This window comes from Bradyrhizobium quebecense (genome assembly GCF_013373795.3).
GTDB classification, from domain to species: Bacteria; Pseudomonadota; Alphaproteobacteria; order Rhizobiales; family Xanthobacteraceae; genus Bradyrhizobium; species Bradyrhizobium quebecense.
Genome location: NZ_CP088022.1, coordinates 8,559,616 through 8,582,031, shown reverse-complemented (window position 1 = coordinate 8,582,031; position 22,416 = coordinate 8,559,616). Strand labels below are relative to the sequence as shown.

Annotated in this window: 16 protein-coding genes and 10 pseudogenes; 8 read left to right on the top strand and 18 right to left on the bottom strand. The window is 59.8% G+C overall.

Annotated elements, in window-relative coordinates:
• Window positions 1–6 precede the first annotated feature (6 nt).
• The gene (locus tag HU230_RS40710) at window positions 7–408 is read left to right on the top strand and encodes a hypothetical protein (RefSeq protein ID WP_176533544.1); all 402 of its coding nucleotides are present in this window, start codon (window positions 7–9) and stop codon (window positions 406–408) included.
• Window positions 409–793: 385 nt separating this feature from the next.
• Here HU230_RS40710 and HU230_RS40705 read toward each other — a convergent pair whose 3' ends face one another.
• On the bottom strand, window positions 794–949 hold the full coding sequence (locus tag HU230_RS40705; protein WP_221345264.1) for a hypothetical protein: 156 nt from the start codon (window positions 947–949) through the stop codon (window positions 794–796).
• Between the two features lie 289 nt (window positions 950–1,238).
• Here HU230_RS40705 and HU230_RS40700 point away from each other — a divergent pair, with 289 nt between their 5' ends.
• From HU230_RS40700 to HU230_RS40685, 4 genes and pseudogenes are all read left to right on the top strand, one after another.
• Complete coding sequence (locus HU230_RS40700; protein WP_176533545.1) at window positions 1,239–1,430, top strand: hypothetical protein; 192 nt, start codon at window positions 1,239–1,241, stop codon at window positions 1,428–1,430.
• A 363-nt stretch (window positions 1,431–1,793) separates the two neighbouring features.
• Window positions 1,794–2,891: pseudogene (locus HU230_RS40695) on the top strand (IS3 family transposase); the annotation flags it as partial.
• Between the two features lie 252 nt (window positions 2,892–3,143).
• Window positions 3,144–3,431, top strand: a complete 288-nt coding sequence (locus tag HU230_RS40690) for a hypothetical protein (RefSeq protein ID WP_176533546.1) — start codon at window positions 3,144–3,146, stop codon at window positions 3,429–3,431.
• Window positions 3,432–3,494: 63 nt separating this feature from the next.
• Window positions 3,495–3,815, top strand: a complete 321-nt coding sequence (locus tag HU230_RS40685; RefSeq protein WP_166104130.1) for a hypothetical protein — start codon at window positions 3,495–3,497, stop codon at window positions 3,813–3,815.
• 112 nt (window positions 3,816–3,927) lie between these two features.
• Here the strand turns inward: HU230_RS40685 and HU230_RS44445 are convergent, their stop codons facing one another.
• The 5 genes and pseudogenes from HU230_RS44445 to HU230_RS40665 form a co-directional block, all read right to left on the bottom strand.
• Window positions 3,928–4,194 (bottom strand): IS1096 element passenger TnpR family protein, encoded by a 267-nt coding sequence (locus HU230_RS44445; protein WP_338077481.1) that lies wholly within the window; start codon window positions 4,192–4,194, stop codon window positions 3,928–3,930.
• Window positions 4,112–4,567 (bottom strand): IS1096 element passenger TnpR family protein, encoded by a 456-nt coding sequence (locus HU230_RS44440; RefSeq protein ID WP_338077334.1) that lies wholly within the window; start codon window positions 4,565–4,567, stop codon window positions 4,112–4,114. The genes HU230_RS44445 and HU230_RS44440 overlap by 83 nt, the downstream gene beginning before the upstream one ends.
• A pseudogene (gene tnpC / locus HU230_RS40675) lies at window positions 4,564–6,128 on the bottom strand (IS66 family transposase). Before tnpC ends, HU230_RS44440 begins: the two are co-directional and overlap by 4 nt.
• 103 nt (window positions 6,129–6,231) lie before the next feature.
• A complete protein-coding gene (gene tnpB, locus HU230_RS40670; protein WP_176533547.1) occupies window positions 6,232–6,531 on the bottom strand; it encodes an IS66 family insertion sequence element accessory protein TnpB in 300 nt (99 codons plus the stop codon).
• Between the two features lie 225 nt (window positions 6,532–6,756).
• The gene (locus tag HU230_RS40665; protein WP_176533548.1) at window positions 6,757–6,945 is read right to left on the bottom strand and encodes a transposase; all 189 of its coding nucleotides are present in this window, start codon (window positions 6,943–6,945) and stop codon (window positions 6,757–6,759) included.
• A 20-nt stretch (window positions 6,946–6,965) separates the two neighbouring features.
• Between HU230_RS40665 and HU230_RS40660 the strand changes: the two are divergent.
• The 3 pseudogenes from HU230_RS40660 to HU230_RS44260 all read left to right on the top strand — a co-directional run.
• Window positions 6,966–7,452, top strand: a pseudogene (locus HU230_RS40660) (IS66 family transposase); the annotation flags it as partial.
• Window positions 7,453–7,556: 104 nt separating this feature from the next.
• Window positions 7,557–8,839, top strand: a pseudogene (locus HU230_RS40655) (IS256 family transposase).
• 38 nt (window positions 8,840–8,877) lie between these two features.
• Window positions 8,878–8,994: pseudogene (locus HU230_RS44260) on the top strand (IS66 family transposase); the annotation flags it as partial.
• 56 nt (window positions 8,995–9,050) lie between these two features.
• Here HU230_RS44260 and HU230_RS40645 read toward each other — a convergent pair.
• The 12 genes and pseudogenes from HU230_RS40645 to HU230_RS43935 all read right to left on the bottom strand — a co-directional run bounded on the left by HU230_RS40645 (window position 9,051) and on the right by HU230_RS43935 (window position 22,400).
• Window positions 9,051–9,902, bottom strand: coding sequence for a nodulate formation efficiency C protein (locus HU230_RS40645; protein WP_176533549.1), 852 nt, complete (start codon window positions 9,900–9,902; stop codon window positions 9,051–9,053).
• Between the two features lie 442 nt (window positions 9,903–10,344).
• Window positions 10,345–10,839, bottom strand: a pseudogene (locus HU230_RS40640) (IS630 family transposase); the annotation flags it as partial.
• Window positions 10,840–10,918: 79 nt separating this feature from the next.
• On the bottom strand, window positions 10,919–11,221 hold the full coding sequence (locus tag HU230_RS40635; protein WP_224924229.1) for a group II intron maturase-specific domain-containing protein: 303 nt from the start codon (window positions 11,219–11,221) through the stop codon (window positions 10,919–10,921).
• Window positions 11,222–11,301: 80 nt separating this feature from the next.
• Window positions 11,302–12,584: pseudogene (locus tag HU230_RS40630) on the bottom strand (IS256 family transposase).
• 98 nt (window positions 12,585–12,682) lie between these two features.
• A pseudogene (ltrA, locus tag HU230_RS43940) lies at window positions 12,683–13,603 on the bottom strand (group II intron reverse transcriptase/maturase); the annotation flags it as partial.
• A gap of 528 nt (window positions 13,604–14,131) precedes the next feature.
• Window positions 14,132–14,596: pseudogene (locus tag HU230_RS40620) on the bottom strand (transposase); the annotation flags it as partial.
• A 542-nt stretch (window positions 14,597–15,138) separates the two neighbouring features.
• A pseudogene (locus HU230_RS40615) lies at window positions 15,139–16,250 on the bottom strand (nodulation protein NodZ).
• 106 nt (window positions 16,251–16,356) lie between these two features.
• A complete protein-coding gene (locus HU230_RS40610; protein ID WP_173642975.1) occupies window positions 16,357–18,435 on the bottom strand; it encodes a carbamoyltransferase family protein in 2,079 nt (692 codons plus the stop codon).
• Window positions 18,436–18,749: 314 nt separating this feature from the next.
• Window positions 18,750–19,538 carry an ABC transporter permease gene (locus HU230_RS40605; RefSeq protein ID WP_166104829.1) on the bottom strand — a complete coding sequence of 263 codons (789 nt, stop codon included), beginning with the start codon at window positions 19,536–19,538 and terminating at the stop codon, window positions 18,750–18,752.
• A gap of 3 nt (window positions 19,539–19,541) precedes the next feature.
• The gene (gene nodI, locus HU230_RS40600) at window positions 19,542–20,462 is read right to left on the bottom strand and encodes a nodulation factor ABC transporter ATP-binding protein NodI (RefSeq protein WP_224580964.1); all 921 of its coding nucleotides are present in this window, start codon (window positions 20,460–20,462) and stop codon (window positions 19,542–19,544) included.
• Window position 20,463: 1 nt separating this feature from the next.
• Window positions 20,464–22,173 (bottom strand): nodulation protein NodU, encoded by a 1,710-nt coding sequence (gene nodU, locus HU230_RS40595; RefSeq protein WP_173642974.1) that lies wholly within the window; start codon window positions 22,171–22,173, stop codon window positions 20,464–20,466.
• Window positions 22,149–22,400, bottom strand: a complete 252-nt coding sequence (locus tag HU230_RS43935; protein WP_321576691.1) for an SAM-dependent methyltransferase — start codon at window positions 22,398–22,400, stop codon at window positions 22,149–22,151. Before HU230_RS43935 ends, nodU begins: the two co-directional genes overlap by 25 nt.
• Between the last annotated feature and the right edge of the window lie 16 nt (window positions 22,401–22,416).

Here is a 22,416-nt window from a genome sequence, read left to right as displayed (position 1 = left end):
GGCCTGTTGGAACGCGTGGAGATTGCTCTCCTGCTGAAATGGCGTCCGAAGCGCTGGGCCATCGAATGCCCGGGCGAACATTGCAAGGGCCTGCCCCTCATCAACGTCCTGAAACGTATCGACGAAATTGCGCAGCTCGACTTCACTGTCGGGGAACGGAACTCTGTCGACGAGGCGCCGCAGCAGAAATTCGGCCCGAAGCCGGAGATGCTCCTCGAACCCGCGCCGGACCAGATCACCACGGTAGGGACGCCCCGTTTCACGGCGGCCGATCGAACCTGGTCGCGACGTTTGGCCGAGACACTGCCGCGGCATACGAACTTGAAGGCGTCAGGTTTGCCGATCACCGCGTTCCCCGCCGCGGCCAGATCCCTTCTCCGTCTTCGCTTGCCACGATTGACGCATTGAATGACGGTGCGCTCGTCCAGCTCGTCGTCGATCGGACGTGTGCCGATGACAAGACGCCCGTCTTCCAAGAGGAGCGATCACAACAAAATTATTGCTGCGACGACGCTCGACCCTGCCTCGCCACGACGTCGGCACCCGAGGCAAGCCATGGATTTTCAAATCCACGCCTCGTCAATCTGGTCCGACTGCTGGCGCGACAGGCCGCACGGGACTTCGTTCGAGCCGAAACAGATAGGGGGATACGAGACTGCCTTGCGATGTAAGGAGTCGCCTCCTGAAGGTCGCGCCTACGCCCGCTACTCATCAGACAATCAGCGAGACGCTTCAATCGAGGATCAGTTGCGGCTCTGCACGCCGAGAAACAAGGCTGGACAGTCGTCGACAGCTATACCGATCGCGCAATCTCCGGTGCGTCGCTGTTGCGTCGCGGCATCAGGAACTGATCGGCGATGCGACGCGCGGCAAATTCGTCGCCGTGCTCGCAGAGGCGATGGATCGCCTGAGCCGCGATCAGGATGATATCGCTGGACTGTTCAAGCATATGGCTTTCGGCGGTGTGCGTGTCGTCACGCTGTCGGGGGGGGTGACGTGACGCATCTGAACAAGGTTCTCGACCGCATCATCGATGAGCACGGGCTGATCGTGAGCGGCTGGTCCGCCGATTGGGACCCCGCGTTGAGAGCGGCACTCACGCGGGCCCCGACGCGGGGATATCCAGTGTACTGGGCGGCGCGAGGTGAACCTTCCAAGATCGCCACGGACCTGATTAGACAGCGGGCCGGCAGGACCATTCGCATTGATAGCGCGGACACGAAAGCTTGGAACGCTTGGTGAGCAGCCAGGCTGACATCAAAAGGCAAAACCCACAGAGCGTTGGATTGATGGTGGCCAGCGACAAGCGCTTTTTGGCAAAGCCCGAATTCCGCATTCAGCTGGGTGATCTTATTAGTGAAGAAGCGCGAAAGCTGGAAAGGACGCTAAACGGCCCGGATTTCGCACTGATCGGCGCCTTTCTCCAATGACCTGATCATGCAGAAGGTGGCGCGAGCAGAGAGTGCAACGGAGTCGGTCGCGCGCATTGTGGGTGTTCTCGGGCGTTGGGGCACCGGATCAGAGTTTCGCTAAGTGCTCGACTTGCGGATCGAATTCGGCGTCAGGGAAAGTATCGGCTGGTTGGGCACCTTGATCCGCGCACCTACCCGGCCGTTCTCCTCCTTTACGCGTATGGCCTCGCATTGCTTGCTGCCCGGCGATATACTGATCTTCTCAAATTCCTCAGCGTTACCATCGTGACCGAGCGCGACAACACTACTGAAATGGACCCCGATTTTGGGACCAGAGGTCAGTTGGAAAAGGGCCGCTCCGTTTGATAGACGGAGGGCATGATGACGACGAAGACGAGACGCAAGATCGACGCGGCACTGAAGGCAAAGATTGCGCTGGAAGCCGTGCGGGAGCAGGCGACGGTGGCCGATCTGGCCCAGCGCTATGAGGTTCACCCGAACCAGATCTATGCCTGGAAGAAGCAACTGCTGGACCAGGCGGCGCGGGCCTTTGATGCGGGTGTCGGGCGCGAGAGCGAGGAAACGCGTGAACGCGAGATCGAGAAGCTGCACGCCAAGATTGGACAACTGACGGTCGAGCGCGATTTTTTAGCGCGGGAAGATGAGCACGCCGGACCGTCGAGGAATGCTCGATCGCGCCGACAAGGCGCTGTCGATCCCGTCGGCAATGCCTGTTGCTTGGCATCGCGCGCTCCGGGGTCTACCGGCCGCCCCGGCCGGCCAACGACAACGACCTTGCCCTGATGCGGCGGATCGACGAGCTGTTCATCGCCTGGCCGTTCCTGGGCTCGCGGCGAATGACCGCAATGCTGAAGGCTGAGGGGCTTCAGGTCAATCGCAAGCGCGTGCAGCGGTTGATGCGCAAGATGGGCATCGCGGCGCTGGGACCGAAGCCGAACACGACCAAGCCGGCGCCGGGCCACAAGATCTATCCTTATCTGTTGCGCAACATGACGATCGACCGGCCGAACCAGGTGTGGGCCGCCGACATCACGTATCTGCCCATCGGCCGTGACTTTCTTTATCTCGTCGCCATCATCGACTGGGCGAGCCGTGCGGTTCTGGCGTGGCGGTTATCGAACACGATCGACGTCTCGTTCTGCGTGGCGGCTCTGGAAGAGGCGCTGGCGAAGTACGGCAGGCCGGAGATTTTCAGTATCGACCAAGGCAGCCAGTTCACCAGCGCGGCCTTCACCGGCGCGTTGGCGGGCGCAGGGATCAAGATCTCCATGGATGGCCGCGGTCGTTGGATGGACAACGTCTTCATCGAGCGGCTGTGGCGGTCGCTAAAAGCATGAGGACATCTATCTCAAGGGCTATGCCGACGGCCGCGAGGCCAAGGCAGGGATCGAGCTGATCGCCTTCTACAATGATCGTCGCCTTCATCAGGCGCTCGGCTATCGCACGCCGATGGCGATCTGGCGCGAACGGATGCAGGCCGCGAAGGCTGTGGACATGGTGGACAACGCTGACGCGTTGACCACATGCCCACAGCAGCAACAGCAGCAGACAGTGTCTCTGGCAGCGTGATAGGAAGTAATCAGGAGCGGTCAGTTTCCATAACAAACCGGCTCAAGCGGCCCCGCTCCGCGGGTCCATTTCACTACAACCGTGGTGAGTCACTTATTTCTCACGTCATGTGCGGGTGGCGAAAACAACGCCTGGAAATTCTTGCCGGGGCTTGAAAAGCGCAAGACGCCCCTCAGCGATCATCTGCACGATGTCTTCCAATCCTGGACCGGCGACTATCTGTTTTCGTCGAATGGTTACACCACTCTTTTCGAAGATTGCGAGCTGCTCTGCTCCCTGGCGTATATCTCGATCGGGACCAGCAAAGAGGACCTGCAGCAAGCAACCAGCGGCGCCACAGGCAGAAGCTTTGCCTGGTGTCCGATGGGACGGGTCTCATGGGACGGGCAGACGCGCAGGCGCATCATGGAAGGATGGGCGCGTCCGTAAGCGGCCGATGAACTGACGAAGGCCGACTTCGCGAGAGGACAGCCAGAGTATCTGAAACTTGCCATGAGCCGCCTCAACAATCTCGCGGGCGCCTCGAATGGTAGTGTTCGGACATCGAGTGCCTTTTTCCGGCGTGGCAGCCTAACGATGACGGTCGTACCAACCTCGGATTGGAATCTCACCAACCTTAACGACACGGACCGGCGCATACGCGTGCTCGAAGAGGTTCCTGCAGATGACTTGATTTCTGGGCTTACCACCGCCGCCAAGAAAGCTGCGGGTGAGGCCAAGCTGACTTTGAGTGGCAGCGAGCCGCCCACACAGAAGCTCTGCCTGTCATTCGGCCCTTTAATTGCGGTTTGTTGTCAAGCTTTACATTTCTGAATTCGCCCATGGCACGGTGGTAGTGCTCGCGCCGTCGGAGCTGGTCAGGGTTGCGGAGACGGCGCGAGCGCGGCTGATACGTACTTTGCCGGCCAGGCATTGGATCGTAACCCTAGCTCTTCGGCCCTTTTGAATGGCGCTTGACGTCTATTTTGTTCGCGTGGCGCGTCGCCGCGGTTTCCATGTGTCGGACAATGCGTTGACGGCGGCCTCGAGGGCCTTCCGGTCGATCTCGTTGGGATTGAACCGCTCCGGGGCCCCAGCGGCGCATATGTTCGTGCTCCGGATGGGTGGGGTCACCGATGGCATCGAGGTATTCGGCATAGCCTGGCGCACCGCCGACGTCTTCCGGAGGACAACGACCGGCGGCCTCGAGCAGGAAGGGGCATGCCCTCCGTCGTGGTGTTGTCGAACCACTTTTCGAGCTTGATCACGTGATCCCAGCTGTCGCCGAAGTCATAGAGATAGTGGATCGTCTTGGCGCCGGTCTCTCGAACGATATCGCAAAGCCGCGCTTTACGGGCATCAATGGGCTGGTGGCCGCAATCATTGTCGGGGTCGGGAATCCCCCAATGTGCCTCACCAGCGAAGAACTCGAAGAGGTGACTGTTCGTCCAGCCGAATGCCTCCTGAAGCGTCAGATGCAACCGATCAAGGCGCAGGGTAACGGGTACGACAAGGCGACGCATCACCTCCGGCTTCACATCCTTGAGAGTTACCTTGATCCGGACCGCGGTCGTGTTCAGGCTCATGCCGCCAGCCTCGGATCGTGTGCATGCATCGTATATGTCGACGCCCAGGGAAGCAGCTCGTCCAGTCGCGTCGCTGGCCAGCCATTGACGAGCTTCGCGAGAACGTCAGCGAGCCAGTGCTCGGCACTGACGCCATTGAGCTTACAGGTCTCGATTAACGAAGCGAGAACTGCCCAATTCTCGGCGCCCTCGTCGCAACCGGCAAAAAGGGAGTTCTTGGCGTTGAGCTTGATCGGCCGCATCGCACGCTCGACAGCATTCGTGTCCATCTCGATGCACCCGTCATAAAGATGGAGCGTCAAGCCGTCCCAATGACGCAGCGCGTAACGCAGGGCCTTCGCCGTGTCGCTCTTCTGTGCAAGGTGATCAAGCTTGGCCTCAAACCACTGCTTCAAGGCTGTCGCCAGAGGTCGGGCATGCGCCTGCCTGCCAGCACGGCGCTCGACATCTGATCGGCCGCGGAGCGCTTTTTCGACTGCGTAAAGTTGGGCGATGCACTCAAGAGCCTCGCGGGCAACCGGAGCTGGCGCCGGAGCGGCCTCGCGCTCGATCTTCACAAACTGGCGCCTCAGATGCGACCAGCGGAAGGCGAGCGTCCCGGACAAGGCGTCCGCACGCGTCTCTCGGGTCATAGTCTTGTAAGCCTGATAGCCGTCGCAGTGGATGATGCCGCGAAAGCCCTCAGGCAGCTGCAAGCCATGAACGGCCCCACGGCCCGGTGCATAGGCGTAAACCACGCCAGGTGGGTCAGGTCCGGCCCAGGGCCTGTCATCGCGTGACAGCGCCCAGAAGTAGCCGGTTTTGGTCCTGCCGCGCCCCGGATCCAACACCGGTGCGGGGGTCTCGTCGACACAGAGCTTCGAAGAGCCGAGCAGAAGCTGGCGCAGACGATGCCACAAGGGCTTCAATTCTTGGGCGGCATAGCCGACCCAGAAGGCGAGCGTAGAACGGTCGATGGCGATACCGTGCGTCGTCAGCATCTGCGTCTGGCGGTAGAGCGGCAAATGCCAATGATACTTGGCGTCGATCACATGCGCGACCAGCCGCTCGGTCGGCAGTCCTCCCCTGATCAATCGCTCGGGAGCAGCATGCTGGAGGACGACGCCGTGACAGACGCGGCAGGCCAGTTTGGGGCTGCGGGTGACGATGACGCGATACTGCGCCGGTACGACGTCCAGCATCTGGCTCTCATCGTGACCGATCTCAAAAAGGTCGCCTGCGCAGCACGGGCAGCAGGTTGCAGCGGGCATCAGGGTCTCGACGATGCGTGGCAAATGCTCCGGCAGCTTGCCACGATTGGCCCCGCGCTTGGAAGTTCTCTTCTCGCAGGTTCTTGGATTGGCGTGATTCTCGGCTGCTTCGAGAGCCGCGACGGCCTCTTCGATGTCCTCCAAAACAAGCTGTAGCTGATCAGCGTCCAGCTTTTCCGACGATCGACCGAACTGCGCATCTTTTGCAAGCTTGAGAGCCGCTCGAGCCTGGCGCAGCGATCCAGCAGAGCCGCGGCAAAGACACGCAAGTCGCCTGGATCGCACGGCAGCACATCAGGTAAATCACTCATTGGCCCGAGTCTGCCATGCTTCGCGCCACGATGCAGCGAAGATTTTATGTCCTACGCAAAGCGCTTTCGGCTGCGGGATCGAGGCGCATGCATGCGTGTCCACTCAATGCCGGCCAGAAGCGCGGACAGCTGCGCGGCATTCACCCGCATGACGCCGGCCACGATGGGAGGACATGAAGCGGCCGCCATCGAGCCGTTTCCAGTACATCACAAGGCCGCTGCCATCCCAGACGACAATCTTCACCCGATCAGCGCGCTTCGCACGGAAGACCACCACCACGCCCTTCATCGGATCGTGGCCCAGCGTCTCCTTCGCCAACAGCGCCAGGCCATCCGCGCCCTTCCTGAAGTCTACAGGTCGGGTCGCAACGTAAATCATGAGGCCAGCGGGAGCCGTCAGCATGAACGTGTCCGGCGCAACGCAACAAACACATCACTCAACACGGCAAGGCCAGGCGTCCCTCGCACCTCAACTCGTGCCCCATGGAGCTCAACCGTCACAACGGCTGCTTCCGGCGACCCGGAGGGAGCTGCAGCCGCCGATGGCGACGATTCCGACACCAACGGCACAAACGACAGTGCACCCGCCACTGGCAGCACCAGATTGACCTGAACGCGCCCGGCGCCGTCAGTCATGCACCTTCTGGGGCCGGCAGCCATGGCGACGTGCGACATCTGTTACGATCGCGCCCGGCTCGAGACTGTCCGCGACAATCTGCGCCTTCAAATCATCTGGCCACTGTTTCCGGCCGCCGCCGGCGTACACTTCTATGCGCGGTGACAACGGTCGTCTTATGTCGTCCGAATGGTCGTCCATTGTGAGCACCCTTGCAGAAGATGACTCTTCTAACGGCGCTCACAGGTCTACGCACAAACAATCTGATGGGCCTCGCAGCCCCGCTTACGATCAGGGCGCGCACCGCCTATGCCGATGCGCGTATCGAGCGGCTGACGCAGATCCTGAAGGTCCCTCGACCGCGCCCGGTTCGGCCGACGAACCAGAAAAGCTCGGCTCTGCGAACGGTGACGATGAACAGCAGACCTTTGTCTTCGAGGAAATCGAGACCGGCATCGGTGCGATCAAGGCCCAGGTCAACGAGGGCCGTGAGCAAGCGGATGACAAGCGTACCGCGTCGGCGCCAGGGCCTTGCGCCCTATCTGGAACGGATCGAAACGGTCATTGAGCCGGAAGAGCTGGCTGAGCATGCCGTCAAGCAGAAGGTGCTGATCGGCGAGAACGTGTCAGAGCGTCTGGATGTGGTGCCGGTGAAGTTCCGTGTGATCGCTACGTGCCTTCAAGAAGGAGGACGGCGTGATCCAGGCCCGGCCCGAGCTATCGCTGAAAGTTGGTGACGGCGGGAATCGGGAAGGCGGCATATCGTGGGGGTGCTTGACGCCTCCACTTCTCCACCGAAGGAGCGATATGCCGTGTCCAAAGATAACATCATCAAGTTGATTCAGCCAGGAAACGTCGACGATCAACTCACCGAAATCTTGCGCAATGGGGCGCGTGCTCTGTTGGCCCAGGCGGTCGAGGCCGAGGTCGCGGACTTTCTCGGCAAGCATGCCGATTTGAAGACTGCGGACGGCCACCAGCGCTCGTGCGCCACGGTCACCTGCCGGAACGCGAGGTGATGGATGGTATCGGTCCGGTCGGCGTCCGCCAGCCGCGTGTACGCGATCGCGAGGCGGAGGCTACCGATCCCGACCGCATCCGGTTCTCTCCGTCGATCCTGCCGCCCTACATGCGCCGCTCGAAATCGATCGAGACGCTGCTGCCGATCCTTTACCTGAAGGGTATCTCCACCGGCGACTTCTCCGAGGCTCTGGCGGCGCTGCTCGGCAAGGATGCTGCCGGGTTGTCGGCATCGGCCGTCTGAAGGACGGTTGGCTTGACGAACACACCGCGTGGCAGAGGCGCGATCTGTCGGCGAAGCGCTACGTCTACATCTGGGCCGATGGCATCCATCTCCAAGCACGCCTCGAAGACGAAAAGCAGTGCATCCTGGTGCTGATCGGCGCGACGCCGGAAGGCCGCAAGGAACTGGTCGGCTTCACCGATGGCGCCCGCGAGAGCGCGCAGGACTGGCGCGATCTGCTGCTCGACCTGAAGCGGCGCGGGCTCGGCGTGCCGCCGCGGCTCACCATCGCCGACCGCCGACGGCGCGCTCGGGTTCTGGAAGGCCGCCGGCGAGGTCTGGCCGAAAACGCGCGAGCAGCGCTGCTGGGTACACAAGACCGCCAACGTGATCGCCAAGTTGCCGAAGAGCCAGCAGCCTAAAGCCAAACGCGCGTTGCAGGAGAGCTGGATGGCCGAAACCAAGGCCGCCGCCGAGCTGGCGTTCGACGCCTTCATCGAGAGCTATACGCCCAAATACGAGAAGGCGGCCGACTGCCTGAGCAAGGATCGGGACACGCTACTGGCGTTCTACGACTTCCCGGCCGAACACTGGAAACACCTGCGGACCACCAATCCCATTGAAAGCACCTTCGCTACCGTGCGCCACCGCACGATCCGATCGAAGGGCTGCCTGTCCAACAGAACGGCGCTCGCGATGGTCTTCAAACTGCTTGAGGCCGCGCAGAAAAGCCGGCGTCGTCTCGATGGCCACAACCAGTTGCCAAAACTCGTTCTCGGTGTGACATTCAACGACGGGATCGAGGTCATCGCCAAACCGACTGACCGTCAGCCCATAACCGCCGCCGCCTGACCGGCCGCGCCGTCACCAAAATTTGGCGATAGCTCCCGGCCCCGGTCCATATCATTGAAGGAGGCATTCCGACCGAAGCGCTTTTAGCCCAGATCGCCGTCGCCAAATATGCCGATGGCCAACCGCTCTACCGGCAGGAGGCCATCTACGTCCGCGTGAGTAACAGAATGCGCTAAGTGCAGACCGCATGGCTGCTCCGTGGCGCTCAGTATCAAGGAGTTATGCTGGGATCATGATTTGTGGGGCCATTTGCCGAGGCCTTTCGCGCCTTCTCCAATGCGTCATGTTCATCTGGCTCTATGCGATCGAACCAAGAGCCCGGAGGGAATGCCGCGATGCGCTTGGCAAAGAAGGATTGCGGCTCCCAATCTCGTCGCGCCCGCTTCTCGAAGGTGATGACCCCGTTGCGGGTAAAATAGCGCGGCCCTGGAATGTTACAGTTCACCAAAAGCAGGACACGCCACATGTCACCCTTATCGGTCGCATTCTCATTCGGCTTCGGCACGTAATCCACTACAACGGGTTCTATGATGCTGCAGCGGCCGCGCCGCAGAAGATTGCCGAGCTTGCCTTGCGCCGTCTTCACGAAGTTGAAGTTGGCCGGATCATGCAGAAAGTGAAGATTAGCGGTCCTTTCGCCATCTGCGATTTCACCCGCGATCAGCGAGAGCGCAAAGGCGTGCCAGCCCAGTTCAATGGGCTTTGCATATGTCGACGCCACTTCAATGCCTCCGTCAGATGCGACCTTCCAGGTGATAACGTACACTTCGTCTGATGCACGCTCGTGGTGCCTTGTCCACGACAGATACACGTATTCAGTTCGGTCAACTCCTTCAGCGACCCCCCACGTTTGAGTGACGAACTGCGCCACCTTCGAGACTTTGGAGGTAATTTGTTCTATGGTCTCGCCGTCCTGCGCTCGCCATGTTGACCTGACCCGTTCGACAAGGGCGTTGTCGTTGGCGCGAACACTGTTGCTCGTCGTGGCCAGCTCGGCGTGGCAGATCAGCGATCGAATGAGACAGAACCAAAGCACATGTCTTCCAACCGTTTTACGCTTCATAGTTGTCGGCTCGTCTCGCTTTCATCCACACACATCAATTCCGAGGCGGGTAACTTCAACGCGCTATGTGCGATCGCATGAAGTTAGCGGCGACGTGACGGGGGCGCCCGCTGGTGTCCCGCGCGAGCAGGCGTAGTCCCCTTTGTGTCACGCGCCGCTAACTTCGGTGGCTAGCCACAGCCTCAACTTGCAATGCTGAACCTACCCAGGAGGAGAAGCCTGGGCTACCGAGTGCCTGCATTCTTCGTGCCAGCTAATAGGCGGCCGTTTGCACTATAATTGTGTCGCCTTTGTCGACTTTCCGACCTGCGTACGTTGCAATGCGTCCCTTCAGTCCGCCTCGACCTGCAGAATTCATGGCACGCGCTTGATCACGCGCTTAATCTCCGATGGCGCAGGTGATCGACTTGCGGCGAGGTAGATGACGACAGTCTAGAGCGTTTCACATTTTGACTGAAGCATAACCGGCGTTTGCGAAGTAGTTTGCGCATTCGCGAGGCTGGATGTCCTGAACGAGGTGACCGATTTGGCGCCAAGTGTCTTCGACGGTGCGCCTCTGAGCCTGCCGCATCCAGTGTTTGATCTTGGAGAAGGCCTGTTCGATCGGGTTGAGGTCGGGCGAGTATGGCGGCAGGTACCAGGGCCTGGCGCCAGCAGCCTGGATCATCTGCCTGACAGCTTTCGACTTGTGGCTTCCGAGGTTGTCGAGAATGACGATGTCGCCTTCGCGCAGGGTTGGCAGGAGAAGGTGCTTCACATAAGCGCAGAAGCATTCGCCGTTGACCGGGCCGCCGAAGACGCAGGGTGCCGTGAGTTGGTCATGGCGGAGCGCGTCGAGGAATGTGAGGGTACGCCGGTGACCGTGCGGGGCGAAGCCGCGCAGGCGTGCGCCCTTGGGGCCCCAGCCCCGCAAAGGAGCCATGTTGGTCTTGATCCAAGGGTGAGTAGGCCGGGGGATTTTCACCCCCGGCCTCTCGCAGAACGGTGCGTGAACCTCTCGGTTCACACCGCTCCCGTCAGGTGAACGTGGTCGTTCCGAAGAACTGCCAGTGTACGAACAGCTCCGCGTTATTCCGAGCCAGCTTTCGCAAGAACAGCGAAGCACCGGTTTTGTGGAGCCGGAAGCGCTTGTACTTTCGCATGATCCACGCCTTCAGCTTCTGATTGACGTAGTCGACCAGAGAGAACAGCGCTGAACGGCTGAACCGACCATAATAACCTATCCACCCCCGGAGGAGCGGATTGATCTGTTGGGCAATCTCAGCCAGCGTCCCCGGCGTTTGCCGGGGAATGTGCAAGCTTCGGATCGTTGTTCGCATGGCCTTCAAAGCTGTCGGACTGACCGCCGGGGTGTATCCACAAAAGAGCTATCGCCAAATTTTGGTGACGGCGCGGCCGGTCAGGCGGCGGCGGTTATGGGCTGACGGTCAGTCGGTTTGGCGATGACCTCGATCCCGTCGTTGAATGTCACACCGAGAACGAGTTTTGGCAACTGGTTGTGGCCATCGAGACGACGCCGGCTTTTCTGCGCGGCCTCAAGCAGTTTGAAGACCATCGCGAGCGCCGTTCTGTTGGACAGGCAGCCCTTCGATCGGATCGTGCGGTGGCGCACGGTAGCGAAGGTGCTTTCAATGGGATTGGTGGTCCGCAGGTGTTTCCAGTGTTCGGCCGGGAAGTCGTAGAACGCCAGTAGCGTGTCCCGATCCTTGCTCAGGCAGTCGGCCGCCTTCTCGTATTTGGGCGTATAGCTCTCGATGAAGGCGTCGAACGCCAGCTCGGCGGCGGCCTTGGTTTCGGCCATCCAGCTCTCCTGCAACGCGCGTTTGGCTTTAGGCTGCTGGCTCTTCGGCAACTTGGCGATCACGTTGGCGGTCTTGTGTACCCAGCAGCGCTGCTCGCGCGTTTTCGGCCAGACCTCGCCGGCGGCCTTCCAGAACCCGAGCGCGCCGTCGGCGGTCGGCGATGGTGAGCCGCGGCGGCACGCCGAGCCCGCGCCGCTTCAGGTCGAGCAGCAGATCGCGCCAGTCCTGCGCGCTCTCGCGGGCGCCATCGGTGAAGCCGACCAGTTCCTTGCGGCCTTCCGGCGTCGCGCCGATCAGCACCAGGATGCACTGCTTTTCGTCTTCGAGGCGTGCTTGGAGATGGATGCCATCGGCCCAGATGTAGACGTAGCGCTTCGCCGACAGATCGCGCCTCTGCCACGCGGTGTGTTCGTCAAGCCAACCGTCCTTCAGACGGCCGATGCCGACAACCCGGCAGCATCCTTGCCGAGCAGCGCCGCCAGAGCCTCGGAGAAGTCGCCGGTGGAGATACCCTTCAGGTAAAGGATCGGCAGCAGCGTCTCGATCGATTTCGAGCGGCGCATGTAGGGCGGCAGGATCGACGGAGAGAACCGGATGCGGTCGGGATCGGTAGCCTCCGCCTCGCGATCGCGTACACGCGGCTGGCGGACGCCGACCGGACCGATACCATCCATCACCTCGCGTTCCGGCAGGTGACCGTGGCGCACGAGCGCTGGTGGCCGTCCGCAGTCTTCAAATCGGCATGCTTGCCGAGAAAGTCCGCGACCTCGGCCTCGACCGCCTGGGCCAACAGAGCACGCGCCCCATTGCGCAAGATTTCGGTGAGTTGATCGTCGACGTTTCCTGGCTGAATCAACTTGATGATGTTATCTTTGGACACGGCATATCGCTCCTTCGGTGGAGAAGTGGAGGCGTCAAGCACCCCCACGATATGCCGCCTTCCCGATTCCCGCCGTCACCAACTTTCAGCGATAGCTCTCCACAAAAGAGTTCCTTCCGCTGTGACGTTGCCACCTGCCGCGGCCTGAACTGATATCCGAGAAAGTCAAACTTGACCCTCTGATACGTTCGCCGACGCCTGTTGTCCATGCAATAGACGATCTGCGTCTTTGTCGGGTGCATCTGAAGTCCGCACACCTCCAACCTCGCTTGAAGCTCCGCCCTAATGGCCTCTGCTTCTTGCTCGGTCCGGCAGTGCACCAGTCCGTCGTCGGCATACCGACACCAAGGGAGGTCGGGATGTGTCCGCGCCATCCATAGATCGAACGTATAATGCAGGAACAGATTGGCCAGTATTGGGCTGATCACGCCCCCTTGCGGGGTTCCGCGGCTCCGCTCAACAAGCTTCCCGTCCTTTTCCATTGACGCCGTCAGCCATCTTTCGATGTAGAGCAGCGCCCATTTGCATTGCACGTGTCTCCGGACCGCCTTCAGCAGAAGATCATGCGGAAGATTGTCAAACAATCCTTTGATGTCGAACTCCAGGACCCCAATCATACTTCCAGCACCGCTGACGCGTGACGCCCACGGCGTCCAGAGCCGATTTTCCCGGCCTGTATCCGTAAGAGTCCTGCAGGAAGATGGATTCCAGTTCCGGCTCAATCATCTGTTTGACCACCATCTGCGCGATCCGATCGCTGATAGTGGGCACACCTAAAATCCTTTCGCCGCCCGTCTTCTTTGGAATGGAGACGGCGCGCACTGGAGGTGGAAAGTAGGTCCCTGACGACATCCGATTCCAGATCTTGTAGAGATTCCCTGCCAGATCTGTCTCGAACATCTCCAAGGTCTGTCCGTCCACTCCGGCCGCACCGCCTTGGATTTGACCGCCTTGTACGCTTCGTACACTCGCCGCTTCTCGATCGAGAACGGCTTGTTTATCGCACCGTTCGAAGTCATCCTGTTTCCAGTTGGTTCAAGAGTACGACTACCTGACCCGATCCCTTTGCTCCGGCCCCATTACAGGGCCCTCAACGCTCCTACGGATCGGTCCGCCCCAGTCTCTTGCATCGGTACTCTCGCCTCACGGTTGGCGCCGCTTGCGCTTCTCCCTTGGCATCAAGAGCCTGGTTCCTGCAGTTCCGCGCGAAAGCCTGTGTCCGACTCACGCCCCCTCTACGCCGGTCGCCGTCCGCCCGGTCATCAGGCATCTGGCGGACTTGTCCCAGGATGACGAAACGATCCTGGTTTTGACGACGCTTGGATTCATAACGACGCGTCCTCGAAGGGTTCACTTTCATTCGTCTTTCGGACACTCACCTGCTCGGTTTGATCCGAACTTTTGATCCGACGCTCGCCACCACGGCTATTTACCGCAGCAGCTCGGACTGGTTTGAGACCCGCTCCTGAAAGCCGATCTCGGAGGGCCAGCCCCCATCTTTCCCGCAGCTTCACAATCGGTTTTAGTTCATGTTGAACTCCTTCCGCTGTCTGCAGCACACTCTCATCGATAAACACCAGCCGGCCCGGATCAAGTCCGGCCTGCCAGGATTGCCAACGCTGGCGCCTACGAGAGACGTCGGCGCGCGCTTGTTCGAGGGCGAACAGTGTTTTTTTGAACCGCAGTCCTTCCCGGCGCAGGAACAGCCAGACCGCGTTGTGTGAGACCTTGCCCCCCCGAGCTGCCAGTTCCGCCTTCAGACCATGCAGCGTCAGGTGCGGCGTCTGAGTGATCCGCTCGACAATGAAGGCACGATGCGGATCAAGCACGGGCTTGCGGTGACCGCCCATCTTGCCAGGTGCAACCGAGCCGGTCGCCCGCTGCCGCTGTGACCACTTCACAACCGACGAGACCGCAACACCAAACCGTTCCGCCACAGATCGGCAGCTCTCGTCCGCTAAAACCGACGCCACCACACGCTCGCGAAGATCCAGGGAAAGAGGTCGGGTCATGCGATGCTGGCCTCCAATCCAGTCAGCATCTTGAATCATAAACCGCCAAAAACCGGAATCCCCTCCGATTCAGTTAAGCAATGAAATGCTCTAGCGCTGATTTGATCACCATCCTGTACAGCAGCAGCGCGTCAATTGATGTCGGGACCGCGAGCCGGGGACTGAACGCCTAGCGAGACGTTCCACATAATCGACTCTGAGTGCACCAGCGCGCTCGAGCGAGAGGACGACCGCCGCGGCGAACGCGCCGCTCGACAGACAGCTTGACCTGCGATCGGGCAGCAGCGACAGCTTCCACTCTACGGGTGCGAGACGAAGACACCGGCGTGTTCCACCTGTAGGCACGGTGGCAGCACTACAAGCGCTCTCTCATCCAAGTTGCGCTTCACCGGATGGTGGCGAGCCAGCGCTTTTCTTCTCCTCTTCAATGAAAAGTCGCGTCGGATCCTCAGGTTGGGCTATGAATTGCCGTCTGGAGAAATAGTGCCAGTACTGCCGGATGCAAAACGCGGCCATCTGGTCGATGAGACGGGCTATGATTTTCACAAACCCACGAGCTCTTGCGAGGTTTCATCGGTTAAGATCAATCGGCCCGGATCGTTCAGGTCGAACTCTATCACACGTGGCACAAAGAGACGCGCATAGCGCGTGAAGGCGCTCGTCGGGGGAAAGCGAATTACAGTGTCGCAGCGCGCAAGGAGATACATCTCGATAAGGGCTGAAAACCCGCCCTCGGCTCCGAGCGCGGCGCTGTGCAGAGGCCCAGCCTGAAGGGCCTGGAAACGTTTTGGAATCGTGAAAACATCAGGAAATAAGGCCGAAACCTTCTCAAGAACGAGCGCACTGTCCGTACACAGGAACACCCTCGCAGGCTTGGCGTACGGCAACCCCCTGGCCCTTTCGATGGCACGACAGACCTGCCGCAGGGCGCGCTCCGGATCGGCCCAATAGGGAGCATGCCCCATAATATCCTCGCCGTTGCCGTGTCGAACATGAACGCCGATGATGCTGTACGGCTCAAACTGCTTGCGGTAAATGGCCTCAATCCGTGCCAGAATTTCAGATCGCGGTTTAATGTTGCGAAAGATCTCTCGTTCGGCCTCCTGATCGCAGCGCCACATCAGACAGGCGTCACACACAACCGTGTTAGCGTCACTATCTTCCTCATTTTGGAACAGTTGATCGAGCTCGTCGCGCTCGCGGAAAATTTGCTGATCCGGCCGATAGACGCAGTCGATGGATGGCTTGTTCCACCATCCCGGGAAGAACGGCCCGGGAATGAGCGGTGGTTGATCTGGTCGTCGCAGATGATCGGTACCCCAGCAATATCGTGAACTGGTTCGAAAAAGACTGGGAAGGCATTGGTGAATGGCTGATCGAGATAACAGGATCCGCGCCAATCGATTGCCAGCGTCCGATCGGTCCGCTGTGCAAAGCGCCAAGCTGCCGCCAGCGACCACAGGCAGTCGCCGAACCCGGTCCTTCGCCTGGAAACAACGAACCGACCGCTCTTTAAACCGCTAACCATACGCATTGCCTCGTTCCGGGCTCCTGGGTGGACATAAGACGTCATTATAGATGCATCTCGTGTGATCGCATCCGTTGTCATCGGAGGCACTCGTGATGCCGGCGAGCTGCGTCGGTAGAATTTCATGGCGGCGTGCCTCTGATGGAAGATGTTCTCTGAATGCTTTCCGATTGCACTTCCATTCAGAGACGCTGCGCCGACGTACCCGATTTCGGTCCGATACCGTTTCGCCCTATCCCGGTCCCGCCACGCATGCATTGCCAGGGTCATTCGTGAGCTCAGCCTGCGCTTCACTTTTCCTTTTATTGCAGTCGCAGGCCGCACGCGGTGGACGCAGCCGAACACAGCGCTGCTCCCACGCGAGCCGCAGTTCCTTCACGATATCTTCACGCTTGTCGTGATCGGCCATGGTCGTGTCTAGAAGCCAGCCAAGCGGCGCCTCGCCCTCGATCCGCATCAGCAGCTCGAATAACTCATGTGAAATGCGTATGCTGTCGCGGCCCGAAGGTCCCGTACGGATCTCGCAGACCGTTTCCTGGCGATCTGCCGCGGTGTAGGAGCGAACGCGATGAAGGGACGCATAAGGCGGCAATGAAACGCTTAGCGCACCCCAATCCTGCAGCCTTGCCGCTCGCTTCTTGACGAGGAACGGCCCCGCAACAAGTCCGTCTAGGTCGGTCGTCAAAAATGTCGTGATAGCGTCTGCAACCGAATCCACGATCGGCTCGGCATTGTTGTTGAATGACGTATTCAGAAGCACTGGGATGCCAGTACGCTTTTTAAACGCATTGATAACATCCCAATAGGCGGGGTTTGTCTTGCGCGATACTGTTTGCAGCCGAGCGGTACCATCGACGTGCGTGATTGCGCCGAGCACCTTACGCTGGGCTTCGCGCACCCGGACCACGAAATTCATGAAGGGAAAGTCCTGCTTGCCGTCAGGGAGCTCGAAGAACTCGTTCGCATTCTCCTCCAGCACAGATGGCGCAAACGGACGATAGCCCTCGCGTTTTTTGACCATTGCGTTGATCCGGTCCTTGTTTTCCGGCGGCCGCGGGTCCGCAAGAATGCTCCGGTTGCCGAGCGCACGCGGCCCGAACTCAGAGCGGCCCTGAACCCAGCCGATCACGGCGCCATCTGCCATCCAGTCGGCCGCACTTGCTGCTATGTCGTCACATCGTTGAATGTCGAGATGACCGGACCATGCATTGAGCTCCTGTTCCACGGCTTGCTCGTTTCCGAGGCCGGGCCCCCAATATACGTCTGACAGCCGCTCGCGCGGCGTTGGCCTGCCCAGCTCGCTCGACATCATCAATGCGGCGCCAAGCGCGCATCCGGCGTCGTGGGCCGCGGGTTGGACGAAGATGTCTTCGAAAAGGCCGGAATAGAGTAGCTTACCGTTGACGGTGCAGTTATGGGCTACCCCTCCAGCTAGGCACAAACGCGTGATGCCTGTCGTTTCGCGATAGTGTAGCAGGACGTGAAACACGATCCGCTCCAGAGCTTCCTGCAGCGATGCGCTGACATCCCGATGCTGCTGGGTAAACGGCATTCCCTTTCGTCGGACCTGGATGTTTCGGAGCAGCGCCGGACCGATGCGGTCAAGGTGGACGCGATAGTCTCCATTGTCCAATAACTCGTAGAGCTGTCCGAACAGCTCGCGATAAGGAGTGGGGTCCCCGTAGGGAGCAAGCCCCATCACCTTGTACTCGTCGAACAACCCGTAGCCGAGGTAACGGATCGTTTCGAGATAGAACAATCCCAGAGAGTTGCTTTCTGGGAAGCGTGCAAGTTGTGTCATTCCGGTGCCCGACCCTACCGCCAATAGGCCCGAGAGAAAATCGCCACCGCCGTCAACCGAAAAAATGAGGCTTTGCTCGAATCCAGACATGGCAAACGCGCTGACCGCATGCGCTTCATGGTGATTTACGAATGAAACCCGCGACGCATCGACCTCGGTACCGAACTCCCGTGCCAGTAGCTGTCGCAGCAACAGTTTGGCGTCCAGCGGAAGCGGCTGAGAAACAGCTAGGCGCTCGAGCATAGTGTTGCAGTACGCCTCAGTCGCGTAGAACGCAATGCGATCGATCTGGTGAAGCTCGACTCCCGCAGCCGAAAGACAGTATCGCATCGCGTTGCTTGGGAACTTGTTGGAGTGCTTAACTCGATTGAGGCGCTCCTCTTCGACGGCAGCGATCACGCGGCCATCCTGTACAAGAACCGCAGCGCCATCGTGCAAGAAGGTATTCGGCAGCTCGGGCGAGCTTTCATGAATTCTGTCCAGACCGCCACATATTCCCAGACACAACATCTCGTTCTCCATTTGATCATGACGGGACGACCAATGGCCGTTCCAGCTGCTTCGTATTATCGCGCTCCGTCGGCCGCGCGGGGCCGTAGCACAACCCAAGGTTCTCCCAGCGCCGCCCAGACACGGCGCTCAGCCCGTTGAAGTGCCGGAGCCCCGCATCGATCAACTGAACAGGCTGATGTGGACCTGGCTTGATCGCGTCCTCTTACAGGCATTGCAACTGCTGCCATCGCAGGTCGGGCCTTGTCCGACTCATCAGAGAGCACGGTGCGACTGCATCAGCTGGATTCTCCCGGTTATCTTAGTTCTTTCCCTCAACGCAGCAGCCGGCGCCGCAACAGTGCGGTCGATACGAAGAAGGGCAACACCGCGTATATGCAAAGCGCACCTACATGAAACAAAGCGCCGCCAGCCTCGCGCTCTAGCATCGCGGGGCGAATGAGGTCGACCGAATGCGCTAGCGGCAACAAGTCGGCGAAGTGCTGAAATGAGCCAGGCAGTTGGCTCATCGGAAACACCGCGCCACACAGAAACACCATAGGGGTAAGGACAAGCGTCTGGTAAAACACGAAGTAGTCGTAACTTGGCGCAAGAGATATGACGACCATTGCCAGGCTGGCGAATACAAGCCCAGTAAGCGCGACGGTCGGCATCGCATAGAAAATGGAAAGCCAAGACGCATAGCCAAGCGTGGCAGCGACAAGCCCGATTGCCGTCCCGGCAAGAACGGATTTGCTGGCCGCCCAAACCAATTCGCCTAAAACGATATCGCCAAGCGTAAGCTGTGTGGACAGGATTGCTTCCCAGGTACGATTGGCATCCATGCGAGCAAAGGTTGCATACATGGTTTCAAACGTTGCGGCAGTCATGGCGCTGGTCGCAACCATGCCCGCAGCCAAAAATGCGATGTAGGAAGTTCCCTCAACGGGCCCGACGATGAGACCGAGGCCGAAGCCAAGGCCAAAAAGATGGGTTATAGGATCTGCGAGGTTGCCGAGAACCGACGCAAGCGCAACTTTCCTCCATGCCAGGCAATTTCGACGCCATACCGCGACCCAGTTGTAGGCGTTAGCGGGCAGGACCCCCGCATAACCTTCACTCATCACTCATTTCTCCATCTCGCGTCCGGTCAGGCGCATGAACACGTCCTCGAGATTTGCCGGACGCTGCAGAATGCGCAGACCCGCTCGCCCGCGCAGCTGGATGCGCACCTGCTCGGGATATTGCGCATAGCAAAACAGCGTCTCTCCGCTCACTTCCAGGTGACGTACATAGGGCTTCAGTATCTCGCGCAGCTCTTGCGGATGACCGCCATAGATCTCAATCACGTTGCATCCGACCTTTTCGTCGATCAACGCTTGCGGTTTGCCTTCGGCGATCTTGCGTCCATCCTCCAGCACACACAGCCGATCGCATAGACGTTCGGCCTCTTCCATGAAGTGAGTGGTCAGTAGGATCGTCTTGCCACGGGCCAACAAAACTCGCAGACGTTCCCAGATCAGGTGGCGCGCGTGCGGATCCAGACCCGTCGTCGGCTCGTCCATTACCAGCAGATGCGGGTCATTGATCAATGCACGCGCCAGCGTCAGCCGCCGCTTCATGCCACCTGACAGCTCGGCGACGCGCACATCCACCTTGCTTTCGAGCCGCGCAAACTCTAGCAACGACGGCAGGAGCGCCTCGATCTTTCGAGCGCTCATGCCGAAGTATCTGCCAAATACCACCAGGTTTTCTCGTACGGTAAACCCGAGTTCAAGGTTGTCGAACTGCGGCACCACGCCGATGCGCACACGTGCCACTCGAGCGCGTGCAGGCACGGGCTCATCAAGGACGGTAACCTTGCCTTCATCCGGCGCAATCATGCCGAGAAGCATACGCGCAATGGTGCTCTTGCCAGCTCCATTAGGCCCGAGCAGGCCAAAGCACTCTCCGCGTGCAACCGAGAACGACAGTTCATTGACGATGATCTTGCCGCCAAAGGACTTTTTTACGCCGGCAATGTCGATGGCTACGGTGGACATGTTCACCTTAGGTTGGCAGAAGTCGTTGAGCCGACGATGGCGTCTCTACGACCGTCTTGGTCCAGAGCAGGCCGTCACACCACACATGTTCAACGCGTCCCCATTGGCAAGCCGCGGCAACATCCGGGAAGACGCCACGGCCGTGAACATTGGCGCTCGTATTGCAGAGCAGCGGAATGCCGGTGAGTTTCTCAAATTCGACGAGGAGCTCGGCAATCTTGTGTGAAGAGTTGCGGGAGATTGTCTGCAGTCGCGCAGAGCCGTCCAAATGGACGACGGCGGCGACCTTGTCGCGCCATTCCGCCCTAGTCTGGTGATCGAACAGCATGTACGGATCCGGCGTACCAGGGTTGAATATCTCTGGCGCCCGATCCTCTAGGCAAATCGGCGCCACCGGTCGGAAGTATTCGCGGCGCTTGATGTCGTTGAGACGATCCTTCATTGCCGGCGAGGTCGCGGCCGCAAGAATGCTTCTGCCGCCCAACGCCCGCGGCCCAAGCTCCGCGCACCCGGAAAGGAAGATCACCGGCTCGTTGTCGGCGAGAATGGCCGCAAGATCGCGCAGACTGCACGGCGCGGCCTCCCATTCTGGCGGAACCTCGCTGGCTTGCAGGGCAGGACCACTGTAGACTGACCATTCCAGTGGCACGAACCCATCTTGCGCCGCCAGCGCACTGCAAGCTGCACCGATTGCCGAGCCGCTGTCATTCGGAAATGGCGGCACCCAGACGTCATCGAACAGTCCCGTCGCGCGAAGCGCACTATTCCACTTGATGTTAAGACCGCAGCCGCCGGCTATACATAGATTCCGCGCTCCCGGAAGCGACGAATGCCGCAGCAACACCATTGCGATTTCCCGGATAAGGAGACGTTCCAGGAACACATGAAACGACGCAAGGACGTCCTCCGCTCGCTCGGCCATGAGGCGCAGTCTGCTCGCCTCGAAAAAGTCGTGCATAGCTGCGAGTGACGCTTCGGCATTGTTGATGTCCGCGCGATAGCGACGAGCCTGCTGCGTGTCCGCCGCGAAGCGCCTGTCGTAGAGCTCCTGAAACACCGCCACAATGCTTTCGTTGGCAGAACCAAGCGCGACGTAGGCCATCAATTTGCCGGCGATGCCCAAGTCCGAATTGGTGCGATTCGGCCGCCTGTAAGGCCCGAAGTGAAGGCCGGCGACAGCATAGGCGTGGCCAATCATCGGAAACAGGCATCCAACGAGCCGCCCCCCCTGTGGTTCAACATAGTAAAGACGTGGAGAGATCCAGCCGTCCCATACCAGACAGAACGCGGGTCTACCCGAGACGGCAAAGGGGCTGGTGCTATATGCTGAGGCAACGTGGCCGGTGACGTGCGGGTAACTCTTGTAGGGAAACACCTTGCTGGCAAGGATCAAGCCAAAACCGTCGACACAATCAAGAAGGCCCTCAGCACGGCGCTCGACATATGGCGCCCCTTTCAGCGCGATCGGCACGGCCCCACTGAGGACCAGGAATTGCGACTCGCGCTCGCCATCCCCGCCGTCGATGACGAACTGATCAATATCACGCGGATCCAGGCCATGCTCCGCCAATGCAAGTACAACTGCATCGAGATTATCGATGGATTGATAGCGAGGATTATTGCCGCGCTTCTCTTGCTCGGTGCAAAAGACAAGCCGCCTATCCTCGACGACAGCAATTGCCCCGTCATGTGTCAACTTGATGCCGCAGATGCGCATACGCCCCTCGGCCCAACGACCGCAATTTGATTGTTTCGACGAGCTATTCGACTTCCGGAACAGAACGAGCAGGCAATCTTGGTCGACCGAACCAGTCTGGCAGTGCTGACGCTCGATTCGGATAAACTCTCATTCAAGAGAGCAATCGCCGTCTCAGCAGCATGGCCCCAGCGTCGACAAGCATCACGCGCGAATCCGAAGACCAGAGCGCCATTTGGCGCAAGCATGCTCACCATGACCGCC